The organism is Streptomyces corallincola (genome assembly GCF_019104725.1).
GTDB classification, from domain to species: Bacteria; Actinomycetota; Actinomycetes; order Streptomycetales; family Streptomycetaceae; genus Streptomyces; species Streptomyces corallincola.
In genome coordinates, this window is the sequence record NZ_JAHRXF010000038.1 from 22106 (window position 1) to 42003 (window position 19898).

A 19898-nucleotide genomic window follows, 5' to 3' on the forward strand; every position below is an offset into this window, starting at 1 on the left:
GCCCGGTCCCCGGCACGGGACGCGGCGCCCCCTCCGATGCCCGCCCTCCCGGTGCTCAGTCCTTCGGCGCCAGGTGCGCCGGGAAGCCGCCGGTGGCCACCGGGCCCCAGCGCTCGGGGGTGATCCGGATGATGGACTTGCCCTGACGGACCATCGCGGCCCGGTACTCGTCCCAGTCCGGGTGCTCACCGGCGATGTTGCGGAAGTACTCGACGAGCGGCTCGACCGAGTCGGGGCTGTCGAGGACCTCGGCGGTGCCGTCGATCTGCACCCACGCGTCGTTCCAGTCGTCGCTCAGCACGATCAGGCTGACGCGGGAGTCCCGCTTGGCGTTGGTGGTCTTGGCCCGCTCGGGGTAGGTGGAGACGACGATCCGGCCGGAGTCGTCCACCCCGCAGGTCAGCGGGGAGCCCTGCGGGGAGCCGTCCGCACGGCGGGTGAGCAGGATCGCCCGGTGCCGGGGCCGTACGAACTCCAGCAGTTCGTCCAGGGAGACACGGGTGTTGGTAGCGATGTGGGAAGCCATGCGGGCCAGCCTATGCGCCGGGCGGCGCGTACACGCACGGCCGGGCGGGTGCCGCTCAGCTCGTCAGCGCTTCCCGCGCGTCGTCGTACAGCGGCACGTCACGGCGTACGCCGGTCAGGGTGAGGACGCGGCCGGGGAGGCCGTCGGGGAGCGCGGCGACCCGGACCTCGGTGTCCGGGCGGAGGGCGCGGCTTATGCCCTCGACGAGGTGGGCGCCCTGGGAGTCCATGAAGTGGGTGCCGGTCAGGTCCAGCACCAGCAGCCGGGGGCGTTGCGCGAGGGCGAGGGCGAGGATGTGGTCGTACAGCTCGGGTGCCGTGCCCATGTCCAGTTCCGCGGGCAGCCGGAGCAGCGTGCGGCCGGGCAGCCCGCTGGGCGTGCACGGGGTCGGGACGAAGGTCACGGGACACTCACCTGACGGGCGGGGGCGGTCTGGGGTCCGCGCCCGCTTCCGGGCACGGCGGAGCCAGAGGGCCACTGCCTGACCGACCCGCCCATTGGAACACGCGCCGCCCGGACGGCGGAAGCGGCGGTGACCGGACGGCGGGCGCCCGGGCCGGGGGCCCCGGAGCGCGGACGCCGGGGCCCCGGAACGCGGACCTGAGGTCAGAGCGCCGACCGAACGTCACTTCGCCGCAAGGGAGCAGCTAGAGTGCTGTTGTCGTTTGCTCGCAGTCGGGAATGTGCTGCGGAGCTCTCCAAGCACGGCCTAGAGGCCGTGTCATCCGAGAGGTTCGTGGTGGCTTCGTCTGACTTTTCCGATGTGGCACGTATCGCAGCTGAGCTGGGCCTGGCCGAGGCACTGACCGTGGCGGCCCGGGAGCTGCACGAGACCGCCACCCCCGACGCCACGCTGCGCGCCGCCGCCGAACTGGCCGTCAAGCTGCTGCCGGGTGCCGAGCACGCCGGAGTCCTGGAGATGGAGCGGGGCGAACACCTGCGTGCGGTCGCCTGGAGCGACGAGCTGGTCCGGGACGCGGGCGCCCCCAGCCTCACGCACTGGGAGGAGCTGTGGACCTCACCGGTGGTGCGTACGGCGCACGGCACGGAGGACGACGGACGGGGACCGCTCTCCGGCCTGGGGCTGCGCTCGGTGCTGTCGCTGCGGCTGCGGGCCGACAAACGAAGACTCACCGTCCTCACCGCGTACTCCCGTGATCCGCACGCCTTCGACGAGTCGGCGACCCGGCTCGGCCGTCTGTTCACCACCCATGTCAGCCTGGCGCTGAAGTCGGTGACCGTGCGCGAGCAGCTCACCGAGGCCATGCAGACCCGCGACCTGATCGGCCAGGCCACCGGGGTGCTGATGGAGCGTCTGGACATCGACGCGGGCGCCGCCTTCGAGAGCCTGGTCCGCGCCTCCCAGCGCGAGAACGTCAAACTCCGCGACCTGGCCCGCCGCATCGTGGGCGCGAGCGACAACTAGTCCCACCCGCAGGCGCGTACGGCAGTGTGCGCGCCCCCGGCCTGCCCGTTCGCGCCCCCGGACCGCCTCCGCCCGTGCCCCGGTCCGCCCCCCGGCCGCGTCCCCGTCTGCTTCACGTACGCCGTTCGGGATACCCGTAGCCGTATGAGACCTGACACTTCGGAGACCCTGGACCGGGTCATGGCGCGGGGCGGCGGACTCGATACGCTGCTGCGCGACCTGACCGACCGTGCTGTGCGCGAGGTGCCCGGCGTCGCCGCGTGCAGCGTCACCGTGCGCCGCGCCGACCGGCTGATGACCCTCGCGGGCAGCGCGGGCCTGCCGAGCGGGCTCGACCAGCGGCAGTACGAGAACGAGTCGGGCCCGTGCGTGGACGCGTCCGAGACCGGTGAGGTGCAGTACGCGCCGGACCTGGCACGCGAGTCGCGGTGGCCGGGCTACACCCCGCAGGCGCTGGCCGCCGGGGTGCACTCGGTGCTGGCGCTGCCGCTGGTGGTCGAGGGCGAGGCGGGGGCCGCCCTGAACCTCTACGCGACCGGGCCGGGCGCCCTGGAGGCGGGCCGGGAGGCGGCCGAGAGCCTCGCGGCCCGCGCGGCGGACATGATCGACACCGCGCTGCGGATCGAGGCGGAGAGCGCCTCGGCCGCCGATGTGCGGCTCGCGCTGCTCTCGCGCAGCGTCATCGACCAGGCGGTCGGCATCCTGATGGCGCGGGAGCGGCTGGACGCGGCGGCGGCCCTGGGACGGCTGCGCCGGGTCTCCCAGGACCGCAATGTGAAGCTCCGCGACCTGGCCGCGGACCTGGTGGCGGGCGCGTCCGGACCGTCCCGGCCCGCCGGGACCGCGCGGGTCCCGCAGCCGCCCGGGCCCGGAGTGCCCGGGCGGCCCGCGCAGGTGCCCCGCCGCTCGTCAGGCCGTCGGCAGTGAGTCGCCCTGGACGGTCTGGATGTCCAGCTCCACCCTGAGCGTGGTGCCGATGGCGGCGATCCCGGCCTGGAGGACCTGGTTGTAGTTCATGGCGAAGTCCTCGCGCCGCAGCTCGGTGGTGGCCCGGAACGCGGCACGGGTGCCGCCCCACGGGTCGGCGCCGGTGCCGAGGTAGGACAGCTCCAGGTCCACCGGGCGCAGCACGCCCCGCATGCCCAGCTCGCCGTGGACGGTCCAGCGGTCCCGGCCGGCCTGGGAGAGGCCGGTGGACCGGAACGTGATCTCCGGGTACCGCTCCACGTCCAGGAAGTCCGCCGAGCGCAGATGCGTGTCCCGTGTCCCGTTGCCGGTGTCGATGGACGCGGCCCGGATGACCGCCTCCACCCGGGACTTGGCCGTGTCGTCCGGCGCGATCTCGACCGTGCCGCCGAACTCGGTGAACCGGCCGTGCACGCTGGAGATCCCCAGGTGCTGGGCGACGGCCGCGACCGAGGAGTGCACGGGGTCGATGGTCCACGGGCCGGGCGGCGGCAGTTCGGTGCCGCCCTGCCGGGCCAGGGTGACCGTGCCCGCCTCGGCCCGGCCGCTCGCGGTGACGATCGCGCTGGACGCGGCGGGCGCGTACCCGACCGCCGTCACGATCACCGTGTACGCGCCGGGCGCCAGCGGGGTGGTGTCCCGTACGGCGCCCTCGGCGTCGGCCTCGGCGCGCAGCACCTGCGTGCCCGTCATGTCCGTCACCGTGACGACCGCGTGCGACACGGCCCAGCCGTCGCGGGTGCGGATTCTCGCGGTCAGTCCCATCCCGTTTCTCCCTGCAAGCCGTGCGAAGTTCTCATCTGGTACCGGCCCGCGGCACGCGCCGCCGGTGGTCGGCGCGGTCGTACGCCGCCCGGTGGTCGGCGCGTGCCGCGGGCCGTGGTCCCGGCTACTCGCCGGGGTGGGCCAGCTCGATGTCGTGGTCATCGACACCGGCGCCCGTGACGGTCAACGCGGTGGCCGCCGGGGGGTAACCCGTGGCGATGACCGTGTAGTCGCCGCCGTCCAGGTCGGTGAAGGCGTACGCGCCGTCCGCGCCGGTGGTGGAGGTGCCGACCACGTTGCCCGCCGCGTCCACGAGCGTCACCCGCGCGTCGGCCAGCGGGCCGTGCGGCGCCCGGACCACGCCCTGGAGCTGAGCACCGGAGTCGAGGTCCACCTCGATCCGGGTGACCCCGGCGGCGCCGATCTCCACGGGCAGCGCGCGGGGGCGGAACCCGGCCGCGTTCACGGCCATCGTCACCACGCCGGGCACCAGCTCGGTCAGCGCGAACTCGCCCTGCTCCCCGGTGGACGCGGTGGCCAGCAGGTCCCCGCGCACATCGGTGACGATCACCATCGCGTCCTTCACCGGCAGCGCGCTCCCGGCGGCCCGCACCACACCGGTCAGCCCGCTGGTCCCGCTGAGCAGGATGTCGTACGACAGCGCCTCGGTGCCCACCACGATCGTGGACGCCTGCGGCTGGTGGCCGTCGGCGGAGGCGATCAGGACGTACGACCCGGTGCCGGGCGCGGCCAGGGTGTAGGCGCCGTCGGGACGCGCGACCGACCGGCCGAGCTGCCGTCCGGCGAGCGAGATCAGCGTGACGGCGGCCTGCGGTACGGCCGTTCCCTCGGCCCCGCGCACGAAGCCGTGCACCGGGACGCCCGGACCGGAGCCGCCGGGGTCACCGGCGGAGGCGGTCGCGGCGAGCGGCGCGGTCGCCGTCACGGGCGCGGGGGCCGTCTCCATGAAGGTGTCCGAGTGGCCGGGGGCGGCGGCTCCGACGGCGGCCGGGACCGGCTCGGGCTCGGCTGCCTGCGCCGGAACCTGCGCCTCGGCCACGACGGGGGTGGCGGCCGGGTCAACCGTCGTACCGGCTCCGGCCGCTTCGCCCTCGGCGGCCTGGGCGAGTCCGCCCTTGGTGCGCAACGGGACCTCCTTGATGAACAGGGTGATGAGGAAGGCGAGGACGGCGAGGCACCCGGCGATGAAGAAGACGTCCGCGATGCCGTGGCCGTAGGCGCTCTCCAGGAGCGCGCGCAGCGGGGCGGGGAGCTTGTTCATGTCCGGGATGGAGTCGGTGGAGCTGGAACCGGCCAGCGCCGCCTGGTACTTGGCGGGCAGGCCGCCGATGCCGTCCTTGACGTAGTCGGTGATCCGGTGCGCCATGACCGCGCCGAGCGCGGAGACGCCCATCGCACCGCCGAGGGAGCGGAAGAAGGTGACGGTGGAGCTGGCCGAGCCGAGGTCGGAGGGCGCCACCTGGTTCTGCGTGGCGAGCACGAGGTTCTGCATCATCATGCCGATGCCGAGCCCCAGGGCGGCCATGTAGACGGCCATCTTCCAGTACTCGGTGTCGTACCGGATGCCGCCGAGCAGCAGCAGCCCCGCCGACACCAGCACACCACCGCTGACCAGCCACGCCTTCCAGCGCCCCGTCCGGGTGATGAACTGCCCCGAGACGGTGGAGGAGACGAACAGACCGCCGATCATCGGGATGGTCATCACCCCGGACATCGTGGGCGACTTGTCGCGGGCGAGCTGGAAGTACTGGCTGAAGAAGACGGTTCCGGCGAACATCGCCACACCGACGAACAGGGACGCCATCGAGGCGAGCGTGATGGTGCGGTTGCGGAACAGCCGCAGCGGGATGATCGGCTCGCTGGCCTTCGCCTCGACCAGTACGAACAGCGCGCCCAGCAGCACCGAGCCGCCGACCATCGCGTACGTCTGCCAGGACACCCAGTCGTACTTGTCACCGGCGAAGGTGACCCAGACCAGCAGCAGCGACACGGCCGCCGAGATCAGGAACGCGCCGCCCCAGTCCACCTTGACCTCGCGCTTGACCACGGGCAGGTGCAGCGTCTTCTGCAGCACGATCAGCGCGATGACGGCGAACGGGACACCGACGTAGAAGCACCAGCGCCAGCCCAGCCACGAGGTGTCGGTGATGACACCGCCGAGCAGCGGGCCGCCGACGGTGGCGACGGCGAAGGTCGCGCCGAGGTAGCCGGAGTACCGGCCGCGCTCGCGCGGGGAGATCATGGCCGCCATGACGATCTGCGCCAGGGCGGACAGACCGCCGACGCCGATGCCCTGCACCACACGGCACGCGATCAGCATGCCGGGGTTCTGCGAGAGCCCGGCCGCCATCGACGCGACGACGTAGAGGATCAGGGCTATCTGGACGAGCGCCTTCTTGCTGTACAGGTCGGCGAGCTTGCCCCACAGGGGAGTGGCGGCGGTCATCGACAGCAGCGCGGCGGTGACGACCCAGGTGTACGCGGACTGGCCGCCGCCGAGGTCGCCGATGATGTGCGGCAGGGCGTTGGAGACGATCGTGGACGACAGGATCGCCACGAACATGCCGAGCAGCAGCCCGGACAGGGCCTCCATGATCTGCCGGTGCGTCATCGGCTCCGTGCCGCCCGAGCCTCCCCCGTGCTTGGCGTGAGCCCGCACACCGGCCGGTGTGGTGGTTGCCATGAGCTTCCTTTTCTTACGTGTTCGCGGGTGTACGGGTGGTCTCTTCGAGTACGGGGGCTCCCGCCCGGGCCGTGGACCGGCAGTCGCCGAACGACTCGCGCAGGCGGGTCATCAGCGCGATCAGCCGGCCCACCTCCTCGTCCGTCCAGTCGCTCAGCCGGTCGGCCAGCAGGCGGGTGGTCCGCCGGGACAGCTCGTCGAGCTGGTCGAGACCGGCGGGGGTCAGCCGCAGGATGCGCGAGCGCCGGTCCGCCGGGTCGGGCGACCGCTCGATCCAGCCGCGCGCGGCCACGTGCGCCACATGGCGGCTGGTCACCGACATGTCCACGGCCAGCAGCTCCGCGAGACGGCTCATCCGCATGGCGCCGTGGCGGCCGAGCAGGGTCAGCACGGTGGCCGACCCGGCCGGGCAGTCCGGCGGCAGGATGCGTCCCATGTCCCGTTTGACGGCTCCGACGGCGCTGAGCTGACGTGCCAGCTCCTCGAACTGCGTCCGCTCGGCCATCACACCTCCCGTATCGTTGCTTGGGGCAACCATAAGTGCGGTTGGTTGCTACAGGCAAACAAATGTGGGTCCGCTGTGACCAAAACTTGGTAAAGACACGTATCGCGTCCGCCGGTCCCCCCGCCGGCGCCGGGCGGACCGCCCCGTACGCCCCGATGGCTCCGCACGGCCTCTTTACGGCCCGCACTTGGGCCCGACACCTGGATTCGCTAGGGTCTCGGGACATGGCGAACACCCAGGGCCCGCAGGGCAATTACGACCCGGCCGGCAGCACGCAGATGTTCCGCGCCTTCGTGGACGAGGCCCCCCAGGGCCAACAGCAGCAGCAGGCGGCCGGTTCCTCCGGTCCGCGCGTCGGCGTGATCGTCGGCGTCGTCGTCGCCGTGATCGTGGTCGCGGTGGTGGCCTGGCTCGCGATGAAGTAGGCGTACGCGCCTCGGTGCGCGGAGGTGATCCGCGCACCGTTCGCCGCCCCGGCTCGTGGAGCGGGGGCGGCGAACGCGTTTCCGCGGCGACGCGCGCGGCCGGGACGGCCCGGGCGCCGTCGGACGCCCCTCCCGTGCCACTGCCGGGGCCGGTCGTCCCGGCCGGGGCGGTCGTCAGTCGGAGATGAGGCCCTCGCGGAGCTGGGCCAGGGTGCGGGTGAGCAGCCGGGAGACGTGCATCTGGGAGATGCCGACCTCCTCGCCGATCTGCGACTGGGTCATGTTGGCGAAGAACCGGAGCATGATGATCCGGCGCTCGCGCGGCGGCAGCTTGGCCAGCAGCGGCTTCAGCGACTCCCGGTACTCCACGCCCTCCAGCGCCGTGTCCTCGTAGCCGAGCCGGTCGGCGAGCGAGCCCTCGCCGCCGTCGTCCTCGGGGGCCGGGGAGTCGAGCGAGGAGGCGGTGTAGGCGTTGCCCACCGCGAGCCCGTCCACCACGTCCTCCTCGGACACCCCGAGGGCGGTGGCGAGTTCGGGCACGGTCGGGGAGCGGTCCAGCTTCTGCGACAGCTCGTCGCTGGCCTTGGTGAGCGCGAGGCGCAGCTCCTGGAGCCGGCGCGGCACCCGCACCGACCACGAGGTGTCCCGGAAGAACCGCTTGATCTCGCCCACGACCGTCGGCATGGCGAACGTCGGGAACTCCACGCCCCGTTCGCAGTCGAAGCGGTCGATCGCCTTGATCAGCCCGATGGTGCCGACCTGGACGATGTCCTCCATCGGCTCGTTGCGGCTGCGGAAACGGGCCGCCGCGTACCGCACGAGCGGGAGGTTCAGCTCGATCAGGGTGTCGCGGACATAGGCCCGCTCCGGGCTCTCCTGGCCGAGCGCGGCCAGGCGCAGGAACAGGGAGCGGGACAGCGTACGGGTGTCGATGTCCCCCGTCTCCGGGATCGCCGGGACGGCGTCGGCCGTCGGTCCGGGCTGGGCCGGTACGACGTCGAGTGCCGTGACGTCATGGAGCACGACGACAGCGTCGATCTGCTCGGGCGCTGCCTCGCTCGTGGGCGTGAGCACCTTCGAGCTGCCCTGGTCTGCGGACATGCCACCCCCTTTGGGTCGCGGGTCGGACTGGCTGCGCCGCTTCACGAGCGACGCGGCCTCCACCTGAATACCGGAGCGACGGCCCCGGCAAACGCGCTTCCCGCAGAATGTCACATGTCGGCAACGCTCTGAAGTGACATATCGACACGCCGGAGCCGGATCGGCCCTGGAAACAAGGGGTCTGACGGCTTTTCGGAGCACAACGGCGAGGAACCGCCCCGGTGAGCGATTCGCTCGCGGCGGTTACCCGTCGAGCACGCTTTCGAGCGGCTCCCACCTGCGATGTTCCGGGCCGTGCGCCTGTGCGCCGGTCATGCTTCGATCCGGTTGGCGGACCGCAGCCGCTGGAAGCTCCGGGCGAGCAGCCGGGAGACGTGCATCTGGGACACACCCAGTTCGGCGCTGATCTGGGACTGGGTGAGGTTGCTGTAGTAGCGGAGCAGGAGGATGCGCTGCTCGCGCTCGGGGAGCTGGACCAGGAGGTGCCGTACGAGGTCGCGGTGCTCCACGCCGTCCAGGGCCGGGTCCTCGAAGCCGATGCGGTCCAGCAGGCCGGGCAGCCCGTCGCCCTCCTGGGCCGCCTCCAGCGAGGTGGCGTGGTACGACCGGCCCGCCTCGATGCAGGACAGCACCTCCTCCTCGCTGATCCGCAGCCGCTCCGCGATCTCGGCGGTGGAGGGGGAGCGGCCGAAGGCGGTGGTGAGGTCCTCGGTGGCGCTGTTCACCTGCACCCACAGCTCGTGCAGCCGACGCGGTACGTGGACGGTGCGGACGTTGTCCCGGAAGTACCGCTTGATCTCGCCGACGACGGTCGGCATGGCGAAGGTCGGGAACTGCACCCCGCGCTCCGGGTCGAACCGGTCGATGGCGTTGATCAGGCCGATGGTGCCGACCTGGACCACGTCCTCCATCGGCTCGTTGCGGGAGCGGAACCGGGCGGCCGCGTAGCGCACGAGCGGGAGGTTCGCCTCGATGAGCGCCCCTCGCACGCGGTTGTGCTCCGGCGTGCCCGGCAGGAGGTTCTTGAGCTGGCCGAACAGCACTTGGGTGAGGGCGCGGGTGTCGGCGCCGCGGCGCTTCTCGGGGGCCGGGGGCTCGGCCTGGGCGGGGGGTTCGGTCTGCGTGGCTTGCGCGGGTGCGGTCGCCTCGTCCTGGGGTGGCGCAGTACTGGCCGACACGGTCAACGCCACCTCTTCATCGGTCAATCATCCGTCAAAAGCGGTCATAGCATCACAAGACATGTGCACTGTGTGCAAGCACCGCATACTGCCGTGTTGTGGTTCAAACCCCTCTCCGTGGTGGATTGGACCGGTTGCCGGGACGCACGAGAGCCCCCCGCCGTCACGGCGGGGGGCTCTCGGGCCTGTAGTACGAGGGGGTCCTGCGGGTGCGGGCCGGGTCAGAAGGCGTAGTCCGCGACGACCCAGGTGGCGAACTCGCGCCAGAGCGCGACGCCCGCCTGGTGCGCGGGGTGCTCCAGGTACCGGCGGAGCGCGTCGGCGTCCTCGACGGCCGAGTTGATGGCGAAGTCGTACGCGATGGGCCGCTCGCTCAGGTTCCAGCCGCACTCCCAGAAGCGCAGCTCGTCGATCTGCCCGCCGAGCGCCCGGAACGCGGCCTCACCCGCGATCACCCGCGGATCGTCGCGCGAGACGCCCTCGTCGAGCTTGAACAGGACCAGGTGACGGATCATGGACGCCTCGCCTCCGACTCGCTTGTCTGCCCTCTGCCGGACCGGCTACCTGGCCCCGTCGGCGACCCACGTCATGAAGTCCCCGACGGCCTTGGCCGCGTCCGATATGCCCTCGAAGGCTATCTGCACGTAGTCCGCCGCCTTCGCCGGGTCCGTGATGATCACGTACAGCGCGAAGACCACCAGGACGTACACGGCGATCTTCTTGGCATTCATCGTCACCACGGCCTCCCCACTCACCCGCACCCCAGCCGCCCCGAGGGCCCCGGCCACCGGCCGCGAGTGTAACCGCCACCCCTCCGTACGCACCCCAACACCCCGTCCGGAGGCGGGTCTTGGGGCGCCGGTATGTCCGGGAACGCACGAAGGGCCCCGCCTTGCGACGGGGCCCTTCAAGAGCGGTAGCGGAGGGATTTGAACCCTCGGTGACTTGCGCCACACTCGCTTTCGAGGCGAGCTCCTTCGGCCGCTCGGACACGCTACCGAGGGAGACCCTACAGCACCGTGGCGAGTGGTCGGAAATCGGTATCGGGGCCCTGGTCAGCGGGTGCGGAAGAAGGCGGTGAGGAGGTGGGCGCAGTCGTCGGCGAGGACGCCGCCGATCACCTCGGGGCGGTGGTTGAGGCGCCGGTCGCGGACCAGGTCCCAGAGGGAACCGGCGGCGCCGGCCTTGTCGTCGCGGGCACCGTAGACCACCCGGTCCACGCGCGACTGGACCAGGGCGCCCGCGCACATCGTGCAGGGCTCCAGGGTCACCACCAGCGTGCAGCCGGTGAGCCGCCAGGCACCGAGCCGCTCGGCGGCCCGCCGGACGGCCAGCACCTCGGCGTGCGCGGTGGGATCGCCGGTGGCCTCCCGCTCGTTGTGCGCGGTGGCCAGCACGGTGCCGTCCGGCGACAGCAGGACGGCACCGACCGGTACGTCCCCGCCCGCGCGGGCGGCCCCGGCCTCGGCCAGCGCGGTGCGCATGGCCGGGACCCAGGGGTCGCGTACGGGATCGGGGGTGTGGTCGGGACGGTTCTCGTCGGGGTGGGGCGGTATGCCGGGCGCGGTCAGCGGACGGTCTCCAGGACGTCCGAGGCGCCGAGGGCCGCGGCGATGTCCGCCAGCGCCTCGTTGGGGTCCATGTTCCGCAGTTCCTTCTCGGTGACGCCCAGGTCGTCGAGGAGGCGGCCGTCGCCGACCGGGCCGTGCGGCACGGAGCCCGCCGCCGTGTCACCGCCCTCCTCGTCGTCGTCCCCGTCCTCCTCGGACTCCCCGTCCTCGGTGCCGTCGAGATCGAGGGCGTCCAGGTCGGGGCCGTCGTCGGCGCCGGGTTCCCGGCCGAGCAGTTCGTCCGTGAGCAGCAGCTCCCCGTAGGCGCTGCGAGCGGCGGCGGAGGCGTCGGAGACGAAGATGCGCGGGTCCTCCTCGCCGTCCACCCGGACGAGGCCGAACCAGGAGTCCTCCTGCTCGATGAGGACGAACACCGTGTCCTCCTCGGGGGAGGCTTCCCGTGCCAGGTCGGCGAGATCCGACAGGGTCTCCACATCGTCCAGCTCTGTGTCGCTCGCTTCCCACCCGTCTTCGGTGCGCGCGAGCAGTGCGGCGAAGTACACCGTGACTCTCCCACTGGTCATAGGCGTGCCGGTTGGAGGTCCTCCCGGCGGAGGCTGTGGGCGGCGGGAGCTGTGCTCCGGGGCCCGCCCACTCGGCATCGTGGCAGAAACAAGGCGCTCAGGGGACGTCTTCCGCTCCCTGTGTCCGGCTCTTTTGATCGTGTATCCGTAAACAGTCCGGGCGGTGCGCCCGTTGCCGCCACCTGCGGATCGTACGCGGCCGGGCACGGCCGTCCGGCACCCCGGACGCTCCCCGGCGCGGTCCGAGGGGGATTCCTACCCGCTTCCTACCAGCGGAATGTCCGCATCCGCATGGCGTGGCGCAGCCGCGCGGCCTTGGCGCGCCGCGGCTGGATACGGTCCCGCAGCGCCCGCGCCTCCGCGAGATCCCGCAGGAACTGCGCCCGGCGCCGCCGCCGCTCGTCCTCCGTCTCGGGGTGGTCGGGGTCGGGCGTGGGGGTGAGCGTGAGCATCTCCGGCCGGTCCGGCTCGGGCTGCGGCGCGGGAGCCCGCTCCGGCCGCGTGGCGGCCGGTCCGGCCGCCGGAGCCGGGCGTACGGCACTGTCCCCGCGTACGGCGTCGTCCCGGCGTCCGGCGCGGTCGGCCCGGGTGGTGCGCTTCGGGCGTACGGCGCCGCCGGACCCGGCGGGCGCGCCCCCGCGCTCCGTACGCCGGTCGCGCCGATCGGTCCGGTCGGGCCGGTCGGGTCGCTCCGTACGGTCCGCCGGGGCGGCTGACCGGGCCCCGGTCGCGGCGCGTCGGCCGCCCGCGCCGTTCTGGCCGCCGGTGCCGCTCTGGCCACCCGTGGTGCCCGCGCCACCCGGACCGCCCGTGCGGCGGGTCCGGCGGGTCCTGCCCTGCTGCGGGCTGTTCTCGGTCTTCGGCCTCTGCTGGTCGGGCACGGTCTCACCACCCCGGAACGCGTGCCTCCCGCCTTCCCCCGTACGGGCGGTTTGATGCCTGCGCACGGGGTCGCGCGGCGCGGCTAGTGTTAGAGGCATGCGTCTCCACGTCGTTGATCACCCCCTGGTCGCCCACAAGCTCACCACGCTGCGCGACCGCCGTACCGACTCCGCCACCTTCCGGCGGCTCGCCGACGAACTCGTCACCCTGCTCGCCTACGAGGCGACACGGGACGTACGGACCGAGGCCGTGGACATCGACACCCCGGTCGAGCGGACCACCGGCGTCAAGCTCGCCCGCCCGCGCCCGCTGGTCGTGCCGATCCTGCGGGCCGGTCTCGGCATGCTGGACGGCATGGTCCGGCTGCTGCCGACCGCCGAGGTGGGCTTCCTCGGCATGATCCGCGACGAGGAGACGCTCCAGGCGTCCACCTACGCGTCCCGGATGCCGGAGGACCTCTCCGGCCGTCAGGTCTACGTCCTCGACCCGATGCTCGCCACCGGCGGCACCCTGGTCGCCGCGATCCAGGAGCTGATCGGACGCGGCGCCGACGACGTGACCGCGGTCGTCCTGCTCGCCGCGCCCGAGGGCGTCGAGCTGATGGAGCGCGAGCTGGCCGGTACCCCGGTGACCGTCGTGACGGCCGCCGTGGACGAGCGCCTCAACGAGAACGGCTACATCGTGCCGGGCCTGGGAGACGCGGGCGACCGGCTGTACGGCGCGGCGGAATAGCCGAGCGCCCCAGGGCGGCCAGGGCGGTCCGGGGCCGGTCCGGGGTGACCCGGGCGGTCGGGGCGGCCCGCGCGTACGGCGAAGGGCGCGGCCGGGGAAACGGCCGCGCCCTTTTCGTATGCCCGCGTGTCGTCGCCCGCGTACGCCCCCCCTCAGCACCCCTTCTTCGGCGTGGCCGTCGGGTGCGGGGCGGACAGGGCGGTCAGGGCCTGGTCGGCGGAGACGCGCTGGGTGAGGTTCTTGAAGCCGTCCCCGATGATCAGGTCGAGCGTGGTGTTCTTGCGGGTGGCGTCGGTGCGCCGGTCCGCGTCGGTCAGTTGGGTGGCGAGCACCGGGAGCGCGGAGTCGCGGGCGGCCGTGGGACCGAGGAGCAGTCCGCTGCCCTTGACCTTCTTGTCGTACTCCTTGGCCGCGTTGCCCACGTCACCGATCTTGAAGCCGCGCTTCTTCAGTTCGTCGGCGGTGGTCTTGGCCAGTCCGCTGCGGGTGGTGGCGTTGTAGACGTTGACGGTGATCTGGGCGGGCTTCGGGACCGCCTTGGCCTGGATCGCGGCGGGACTCGCCTTGACCTCGCAGGCGGCCGGGGTACGGGTCGCGGAGGTGTGGTGGCCGTCGGTGAAGACGTCGATGAGCTGTAGCGTGCCCCAGCCGATCAGGCCGAGCGCCCCCACCGACGCCACGACGGCCACCGCGATTCGGCCACGCCTGCGGGGCGGGCGCATCCGCGGGTATTTGTCCCCCGTGATCCGGTACTGGCCACCCATGCCGGGAGGAGTCAGCATGCTCATGTGCGCAGCGTAGTGTGCCTGCGCGGCGATTCCTATTAGATGATCGGCAGGCGTTGCCCAAGGGAACCCGAAAGGGTCAACGGGTCTCCCGCCGGGGGTTTCTGACGGGCCTGAACCGGACGTTCCGGCGCGGAATCCCAGGTTCCGGCGCGTCGCTTCAGATCGGCCGAGACCCCGTTCGCCCCTTCGGGTCCGCCGCGACCCGGCCCGCCCCTTCAGGTCCGCCGAGACACGGCACGTAGGACCAGATCCGCCGGGGACCGGAGCGCGCTCAGTCCAGTTCGAGGACGCGCGCGTGCAGTACCTGGCGCTGCTGGAGGGCGGCGCGGACGGCGCGGTGGAGGCCGTCCTCCAGGTACAGATCGCCCTGCCACTTCACGACGTGGGCGAAGAGGTCGCCGTAGAAGGTGGAGTCCTCGGCGAGGAGGGTCTCCAGATCGAGTTGCTGCTTGGTGGTCACGAGCTGATCGAGGCGGACCGGGCGCGGCGCGACGTCCGCCCACTGCCGGGTGCTCTCCCGGCCGTGGTCGGGGTACGGCCGGCCGTTTCCGATGCGCTTGAAGATCACACGGAAAGCCTACCGGCCCAGACGTTCCGGGCGCAGCCACGGCGGCGGAGTGCGACGCTGGAAAAACCGCTGTGAAGCAGGGCATTCGGGGGGCTATCGGGAACAGGGGTCCGAGATGAGTGACAGCGAGACGCTTGCCGACGGGGCGCGGGAGATCGCCGCCGGGTACGGCTTCACGGGCCCCGCCCTCGATCTGGGCGCCCTGCTCTGGGACGGCGCCTGTCTCCCGGCCGGGCGGATCGGGGTCCCGCTGGCGGTGCTGAACCGGCACGGGCTGGTCGCGGGCGCCACCGGCACCGGCAAGACGAAGACGCTCCAGCTGATGGCCGAGCAGCTCTCCGCGCAGGGCGTGCCGGTGTTCCTCGCGGACGTGAAGGGCGACCTGTCCGGGGTGGCGCGGCCGGGCCGGGACGACGCGCGGGCGCGGGGGCGTGCCGACGAGGTGGGCCAGAGCTGGACCCCGGCCGGGTGCCCGGCGGAGTTCCTGGCGCTGGGCGGGATCGGGCACGGCGTGCCGGTGCGGGCCACGGTGACGAGTTTCGGGCCGGTGCTGCTGTCCAAGGTGCTCGGGCTGAACCCGACGCAGGAGCAGTCCCTCGGCCTGATCTTCCACTACGCCGACACCAAGGGCCTGGAGCTGACCGACCTCAAGGACCTGCGGGCGGTGGTCGCGTTCCTGACCTCCGACGAGGGCAGGCCCGAGCTGAAGGGCATCGGCGGCCTGTCCTCCGCCACGGCCGGGGTGATCCTGCGGGCGCTGACCTCCTTCGAGGCGCAGGGCATGTCCGACTTCTTCGGTGAGCCGGAGTTCGACACCGCCGACCTGCTGCGTACGGCGCCGGACGGGCGGGGTGTCGTCTCCGTGCTGGAACTGGCCGCCGTGCAGGACCGGCCCAGACTGTTCTCCACGTTCCTGATGTGGCTGCTGGCCGACCTCTTCCACGATCTGCCCGAGGTGGGCGACCTGGACCGGCCCAAGCTGGTGTTCTTCTTCGACGAGGCGCATCTGCTGTTCAGCGACGCGTCGAAGGCGTTCCTGGAGTCGATCACGCAGACGGTACGGCTGATCCGGTCCAAGGGCGTCGGCATCTTCTTCGTCACCCAGACCCCCAAGGACGTCCCCTCCGACGTGCTCGCCCAGCTCGGCAACCGTGTCCAGCACGCCGTGCGCGCGTTCACACCGGACGACCGGAAGGCGCTCGGGGCGACCGTCCGTACCTTCCCCGACTCCGCCTACGACCTGGAGCAACTCCTCACGAGCCTCGGTACCGGCGAGGCCGTCGTCACCGTCCTCGGCGAACGCGGCGCCCCCACCCCGGTCGCCGCGACCCGGCTGCGCGCACCGGAGTCCCTGATGGGCCCGCTGGACGCGGCCGAACTCGACACCGCCGTACGCGCGTCCGCGCTCCACGGACGTTATGCACAGGCTGTGGACCGGGAGTCGGCGTACGAGAGGCTGGCGGCCCGGCAGGCCGCCGCGCCGGTGGCGCCCGGTAAGTCCGGCACGTCCGGCACGTCCGGCAAGGGGGCGCCGAAGGAGCGGGCGGAGGACCCCTCGCTGGTCGAGCAGGTCGTGGGCAGCGGGATGTTCCGGTCGCTGGCGCGGTCGGTGGGGACGCAGTTGGGGCGCGAGATCACGCGGTCGCTGTTCGGGACGGCGCGGCGGCGCGGGTAGGCGGGCGGTTCCCGGCCGGTACCGGACGGTACCGGAGGGGGCGGGGGCGATGGCGGCCAGCGGGGGCGACGGCCTCCGCTGCCCCTCCACCCCGCCCCGCCCCCGCCGGATGGACGGTCAGTGGGTCTTCTGCTGCGTCGTCCGGTGCTCGTGCGGGGGCGTGCGCGGGGGCGTGCGGTCCGGGCGGGAGGGGGCGTTGCGTCGGGCTTCCGCGCGCAGGAGGGCACGCAGGACGGCGTACGGGTCGGTGGGCATGGGTGTTCCCTGTCTGTCGCTGCTGAGGGGGGAGGGCCGCTGGGGGAGCGGCACGGTCAGCAGCGCAGGACCACCGTGCGGGTGGCGGGCGCGGTGGACACCGGCGGACGGGGGTGGGCGGTGGCCGGTGCGGTGGTGGCGGGGGCCGGGGGAGGTGCGGGGGTGGTGGCCCGTACCGGGGCGTCGGCCTGGTGGAGCGTACGGGCCGGGGGGCGCAGCAGCGTGTCGAACACGTCCTGCTCGGCGGTCTCGGCCGCCGCCGCCGCGACGGCGGGCGCCGCCTGCGCCTGCGCGTGCGCCACCGGCACCCACAGCGCGAGAAGCAGCACGAACACCCGCAGCCAGCTGTGGCGACTGGGGTGCATCGGCGTCCCGCTCATACCTGCTGTGTGCCACGGGGGCGGGCCCCGGCATCGTGCGGCGCGGGAGTTACGCCCGCACGGAGCAAGGGGTACGGAGTACGGGGTTCCGGTGCGGCCCCCGTACGGGGTACGGGGGCCGCAGTGTCACGAGGTGCGCGGGACCTGCTGGGCGCGGGTGCGGACGCCGAGGGAGGTGACGATCTCGATGACGCCGACGATGAGCAGCCACCAGCCGCCGACCAGGGTGAGGACGGCGACCGAGGTGAAGGGGGAGGCGATCAGGACGATGCCCGCGATGAACGTGATGACGCCGAGGACGACCTGCCAGCCACGGGCGGGCATCCGGTCGTCGGAGACGGCGGCCAGCGTGTGCGTGATGCCCCTGATCAGCCAGCCGATGCCGATCCACAGGGCCAGCAGCAGGATCGACTGCATCGGCCCCCGGAAGCAGAACAGCCCCAGCAGGATCGATACGGCACCGCTGACGAACGCGAGGACGCGGACCCCGGGGGTGCGGTGCGTGCCGAACGCGGCGACCAGTTGGAAGACGCCGCTGATCACGAGGTAGACGCCGAACAGCACGGCTGCCGCGAGCAGGGACGCGCCGGGCCAGATCAGCACCAGTACGCCCAGGATCACCGACGCGATGCCGGTCAGGAGGACGACCTGCCAGGCCGCCCGGGACAGCGCGTGCAGCGGGCCCTCGAACTCGGGCGCGTCCGTCGGCGCTGCCTGCGGTACGGCCGCGGGGGTCGCCGTGTGCGCGTCCGGCGGGCCGGGTCTCGTACCGGTGCCGCCGGGTGGCCCCGCCGCCGGGGTGCCGGTGTGTGCCTCGGGCGGCCCGGCCGGGGTGCTCTCCGGGTGCGGGTCGCGGGCCTCGTGGATCTTGCGGTCGTCGTATTCGCGGTTCCAGGGGGAGCCGCCGCCGGGTGCCTCGGTCATGTTCCATGCTGGGGACGCGACGGGCGCGCCCGCCACCGGAGAGGTCCGGGCGGGCGCGGTGGGGGTCTTTGCGGTGGCGGGCGGGGTGCGGGCCTGCCCGGTGGGGGGCGGGGTCGCGGACCTGCCGGTGGGGGGTTCGGCCCGGCGGGGGTTCGGCCCGCTACTTCCCGGCCGCCTTCGCCGCCTTGGCCGCCGCCTTCATCTCCTGCTTGTGGGCGCGCACCTTGGTCAGCGACTCCGGGCCGGTGATGTCCGCGACGGAGCGGAAGGAGTCGGCCTCGCCGTACGCGCCCGCCGCCTCGCGCCAGCCCTCGGGGCGGACGCCGAGCTGCTTGCCGAGCAGGGCGAGGAAGATCTGCGCCTTCTGCTTGCCGAAGCCGGGCAGTTCCTGGAGTCGCTTGAGGAGCGCGGCGCCGCTGGGGGCGTCCTGCCAGACGCGCTCGGCGTCACCGTCGTAGTGCTCCACGAGGTACTGGCAGAGCTGCTGCACCCGTCCCGCCATCGACCCCGGATACCGGTGCACCGCCGGTTTCTCCGACAGCACCCCCGCGAACTCCTCCGGGTCCATCGCCGCGATCCGCCCCGCGTCCAGGTCGTCGGCCCTGAGCCGGTCCGCGATGGTCGCCGGGCCCTTGAACGCCCACTCCATCGGGATCTGCTGGTCCAGCAGCATCCCGATCAGCGCGGCCAGCGGGCTACGGCCCAGCAGCGCGTCGGCGTGCGGGTCCTGGGCGAGGTGCAGTGTGACGTCCATGCCTCGATGATCGCCCGCCGGGGGGCCTTGTGCAGCCGGGCCCGCCCGTCGGCCGGGGTTCATCCGGCCCGGAGGCCGGTGAGCAGGCGGCCCAGGGCGCGGGGGTTCAGAGTGCGGGGGTTCAGGGCGCGGGGGTCCGTGATGCGGGGGTCCGCCCGCATCGTCGGTCGCCGGACGGCGTTCTCCGGCTCCGGCCCACGGCGATGGGGCAGCGGCGGCCGGACGGCTTCGGGGGCGGCTTCGGGGACGGCTTCGGGGACGGGGAGGTGGGCCCAGACGAGTTTGCCGTGCGGGGTGGGGTGGGCGCCCCAGGTGTGCGCCAGCTCCTGGACGAGTACGAGGCCGCGTCCGCCCTCGGTGTCGTCGTCCGGGCTGCGGAGTACGGGCAACTCCCTTGTGGTGTCCCACACTTCGATGACGATCCCGGCGTCCAGGCCGACCAGGCGCAGGGTCACCGGACGTGTGGTCTCCAACTCCGCCCAGTTCGGTGGGCTGTTGAGCACCCCGGTCGCCTTCACCGCGTTCGTCACCAACTCCGAGACGATCAGTGCCGCGTCCCCCTCGATCGACCTCGCGTGCCACTTGGTGAGGGCGAGCCGTACGAAGTGCCGGGCCACGCTCACCGCCGAGCTGAGCGCCACCAGGCTCAACTGGTCGGTGAAACGGATGCGTTGGGAGAAGTAGAAGGGTTCTCCGCCGGTCCGGTGCCGGTTCACGCGCGCTCGTCCAGGCTGACGATCCGCGCGCCCGCCTTCTGCTCCAGGTGTAAGGCCATCGCGTCCTGGAGCGGGCGGGTCAGGGCAAGGTCCCGGTACGTCGGCACGAGCACGTGCCGGGCTTCGGCGCGGCGGACGGCTCCGACCATCTCCTCGAAGGCGTTGATCTGGCCGTCCATGAACTCGTGGAACACGGTGGCCAGCGTGAAGCCCTCGACTTCCGCGTACGTGGCCATGTCGTCCTGCTTCTTCTTGGCGTCCTCGTCGCTCATGTCGTCGGGGACGCGCATGTAGCCGAAGATCAGCGGTTTCATGTCGGGCCTCTCTGCCTACGTGGGCAAGCGGGCTGGGCTTCTCGTCGCCCGCAGCTCGTCTGGGCTGGTCGGGAGCCCCACTCGTGGCCGGTGGCGGAAGTGAGGGTCGATTTTGGACTTCCAGAATAGGTTCTCGGTGGGATGAAAACTAGACTCCTATTTCAGGAAACCACTCGTTTG

General features: G+C 72.6%; 25 protein-coding genes and 1 tRNA gene. 5 read left to right on the top strand and 21 right to left on the bottom strand.

All coding sequences use genetic code 11. The features are described from left to right. Positions 1-55: 55 nt before the first annotated feature. Together KUM39_RS21275 and KUM39_RS21280 are read right to left on the bottom strand one after the other, a co-directional pair. Complete coding sequence (locus tag KUM39_RS21275) at positions 56-526, bottom strand: PPOX class F420-dependent oxidoreductase (RefSeq protein WP_217787331.1); 471 nt, start codon at positions 524-526, stop codon at positions 56-58. 55 nt (positions 527-581) lie between these two features. After that, positions 582-929 carry an STAS domain-containing protein gene (locus KUM39_RS21280; protein WP_217787332.1) on the bottom strand — a complete coding sequence of 116 codons (348 nt, stop codon included), beginning with the start codon at positions 927-929 and terminating at the stop codon, positions 582-584. A gap of 360 nt (positions 930-1289) precedes the next feature. On the opposite strand from KUM39_RS21280, the gene KUM39_RS21285 reads away from it, so the two are divergent. Together KUM39_RS21285 and KUM39_RS21290 are read left to right on the top strand one after the other, a co-directional pair. Further along, on the top strand, positions 1290-1952 hold the full coding sequence (locus KUM39_RS21285) for a GAF and ANTAR domain-containing protein (RefSeq protein ID WP_308288194.1): 663 nt from the start codon (positions 1290-1292) through the stop codon (positions 1950-1952). A 144-nt stretch (positions 1953-2096) separates the two neighbouring features. Then, the gene (locus KUM39_RS21290) at positions 2097-2879 is read left to right on the top strand and encodes a GAF and ANTAR domain-containing protein (RefSeq protein WP_217787333.1); all 783 of its coding nucleotides are present in this window, start codon (positions 2097-2099) and stop codon (positions 2877-2879) included. Here KUM39_RS21290 and KUM39_RS21295 read toward each other — a convergent pair. From KUM39_RS21295 to KUM39_RS21305, 3 genes are all read right to left on the bottom strand, one after another. Then, entirely contained in the window at positions 2862-3683 is an 822-nt protein-coding gene (locus KUM39_RS21295) for a YceI family protein (protein WP_217787334.1), read from the bottom strand. The two genes, KUM39_RS21290 and KUM39_RS21295, sit on opposite strands and share 18 nt — an antisense overlap. 124 nt (positions 3684-3807) lie before the next feature. Beyond that, complete coding sequence (locus KUM39_RS21300) at positions 3808-6315, bottom strand: MFS transporter (protein ID WP_504740070.1); 2508 nt, start codon at positions 6313-6315, stop codon at positions 3808-3810. An 85-nt stretch (positions 6316-6400) separates the two neighbouring features. Further along, entirely contained in the window at positions 6401-6892 is a 492-nt protein-coding gene (locus tag KUM39_RS21305; protein ID WP_217787336.1) for a MarR family winged helix-turn-helix transcriptional regulator, read from the bottom strand. Positions 6893-7116: 224 nt separating this feature from the next. On the opposite strand from KUM39_RS21305, the gene KUM39_RS21310 reads away from it, so the two are divergent. Further along, entirely contained in the window at positions 7117-7317 is a 201-nt protein-coding gene (locus KUM39_RS21310; protein WP_217787337.1) for a hypothetical protein, read from the top strand. 174 nt (positions 7318-7491) lie between these two features. Here the strand turns inward: KUM39_RS21310 and KUM39_RS21315 are convergent, their stop codons facing one another. The 8 genes from KUM39_RS21315 to KUM39_RS21350 all read right to left on the bottom strand — a co-directional run bounded on the left by KUM39_RS21315 (position 7492) and on the right by KUM39_RS21350 (position 12182). Further along, entirely contained in the window at positions 7492-8418 is a 927-nt protein-coding gene (locus tag KUM39_RS21315) for an RNA polymerase sigma factor SigF (protein WP_217787338.1), read from the bottom strand. Positions 8419-8729: 311 nt separating this feature from the next. Further along, positions 8730-9602 (bottom strand): RNA polymerase sigma factor SigF, encoded by an 873-nt coding sequence (locus KUM39_RS21320; protein WP_217787363.1) that lies wholly within the window; start codon positions 9600-9602, stop codon positions 8730-8732. A gap of 215 nt (positions 9603-9817) precedes the next feature. Next, positions 9818-10111, bottom strand: coding sequence for a Dabb family protein (locus tag KUM39_RS21325; protein ID WP_217787339.1), 294 nt, complete (start codon positions 10109-10111; stop codon positions 9818-9820). Positions 10112-10156: 45 nt separating this feature from the next. Next, positions 10157-10333 carry a hypothetical protein gene (locus KUM39_RS21330; protein WP_217787340.1) on the bottom strand — a complete coding sequence of 59 codons (177 nt, stop codon included), beginning with the start codon at positions 10331-10333 and terminating at the stop codon, positions 10157-10159. A 177-nt stretch (positions 10334-10510) separates the two neighbouring features. After that, positions 10511-10595: transfer RNA gene (locus KUM39_RS21335), tRNA-Ser, on the bottom strand. A gap of 56 nt (positions 10596-10651) precedes the next feature. Next, a complete protein-coding gene (gene tadA / locus KUM39_RS21340; RefSeq protein ID WP_217787341.1) occupies positions 10652-11080 on the bottom strand; it encodes a tRNA adenosine(34) deaminase TadA in 429 nt (142 codons plus the stop codon). A gap of 83 nt (positions 11081-11163) precedes the next feature. After that, positions 11164-11709: a tRNA adenosine deaminase-associated protein gene (locus KUM39_RS21345; RefSeq protein ID WP_217787364.1), complete on the bottom strand. Its 546-nt coding sequence runs from the start codon at positions 11707-11709 to the stop codon at positions 11164-11166. Between the two features lie 287 nt (positions 11710-11996). Further along, the gene (locus KUM39_RS21350) at positions 11997-12182 is read right to left on the bottom strand and encodes a hypothetical protein (RefSeq protein ID WP_217787365.1); all 186 of its coding nucleotides are present in this window, start codon (positions 12180-12182) and stop codon (positions 11997-11999) included. Positions 12183-12708: 526 nt separating this feature from the next. Here KUM39_RS21350 and upp point away from each other — a divergent pair. Then, entirely contained in the window at positions 12709-13344 is a 636-nt protein-coding gene (gene upp / locus KUM39_RS21355; protein WP_217787342.1) for a uracil phosphoribosyltransferase, read from the top strand. Between the two features lie 152 nt (positions 13345-13496). On the opposite strand, the gene KUM39_RS21360 is transcribed toward upp, so the two are convergent. Further along, complete coding sequence (locus tag KUM39_RS21360; protein WP_246620509.1) at positions 13497-14132, bottom strand: LytR C-terminal domain-containing protein; 636 nt, start codon at positions 14130-14132, stop codon at positions 13497-13499. 271 nt (positions 14133-14403) lie between these two features. Then, positions 14404-14700 carry a type II toxin-antitoxin system VapB family antitoxin gene (locus KUM39_RS21365; RefSeq protein ID WP_004943146.1) on the bottom strand — a complete coding sequence of 99 codons (297 nt, stop codon included), beginning with the start codon at positions 14698-14700 and terminating at the stop codon, positions 14404-14406. Between the two features lie 115 nt (positions 14701-14815). Here KUM39_RS21365 and KUM39_RS21370 point away from each other — a divergent pair, with 115 nt between their 5' ends. Further along, positions 14816-16375, top strand: coding sequence for a helicase HerA-like domain-containing protein (locus KUM39_RS21370; RefSeq protein WP_217787343.1), 1560 nt, complete (start codon positions 14816-14818; stop codon positions 16373-16375). A gap of 117 nt (positions 16376-16492) precedes the next feature. Here KUM39_RS21370 and KUM39_RS21375 read toward each other — a convergent pair whose 3' ends face one another. The 6 genes from KUM39_RS21375 to KUM39_RS21400 all read right to left on the bottom strand — a co-directional run bounded on the left by KUM39_RS21375 (position 16493) and on the right by KUM39_RS21400 (position 19718). Next, entirely contained in the window at positions 16493-16630 is a 138-nt protein-coding gene (locus KUM39_RS21375; protein ID WP_217787344.1) for a hypothetical protein, read from the bottom strand. A 56-nt stretch (positions 16631-16686) separates the two neighbouring features. After that, on the bottom strand, positions 16687-17010 hold the full coding sequence (locus tag KUM39_RS21380; RefSeq protein WP_217787345.1) for a hypothetical protein: 324 nt from the start codon (positions 17008-17010) through the stop codon (positions 16687-16689). Positions 17011-17136: 126 nt separating this feature from the next. After that, positions 17137-17934, bottom strand: a complete 798-nt coding sequence (locus KUM39_RS21385) for an HdeD family acid-resistance protein (protein WP_246620510.1) — start codon at positions 17932-17934, stop codon at positions 17137-17139. Positions 17935-18094: 160 nt separating this feature from the next. Beyond that, positions 18095-18688, bottom strand: coding sequence for an HhH-GPD-type base excision DNA repair protein (locus KUM39_RS21390; protein WP_217787346.1), 594 nt, complete (start codon positions 18686-18688; stop codon positions 18095-18097). Positions 18689-18747: 59 nt separating this feature from the next. After that, on the bottom strand, positions 18748-19404 hold the full coding sequence (locus KUM39_RS21395) for an ATP-binding protein (protein WP_217787347.1): 657 nt from the start codon (positions 19402-19404) through the stop codon (positions 18748-18750). After that, the gene (locus KUM39_RS21400) at positions 19401-19718 is read right to left on the bottom strand and encodes a recombinase family protein (RefSeq protein ID WP_217787348.1); all 318 of its coding nucleotides are present in this window, start codon (positions 19716-19718) and stop codon (positions 19401-19403) included. Before KUM39_RS21400 ends, KUM39_RS21395 begins: the two co-directional genes overlap by 4 nt. Between the last annotated feature and the right edge of the window lie 180 nt (positions 19719-19898).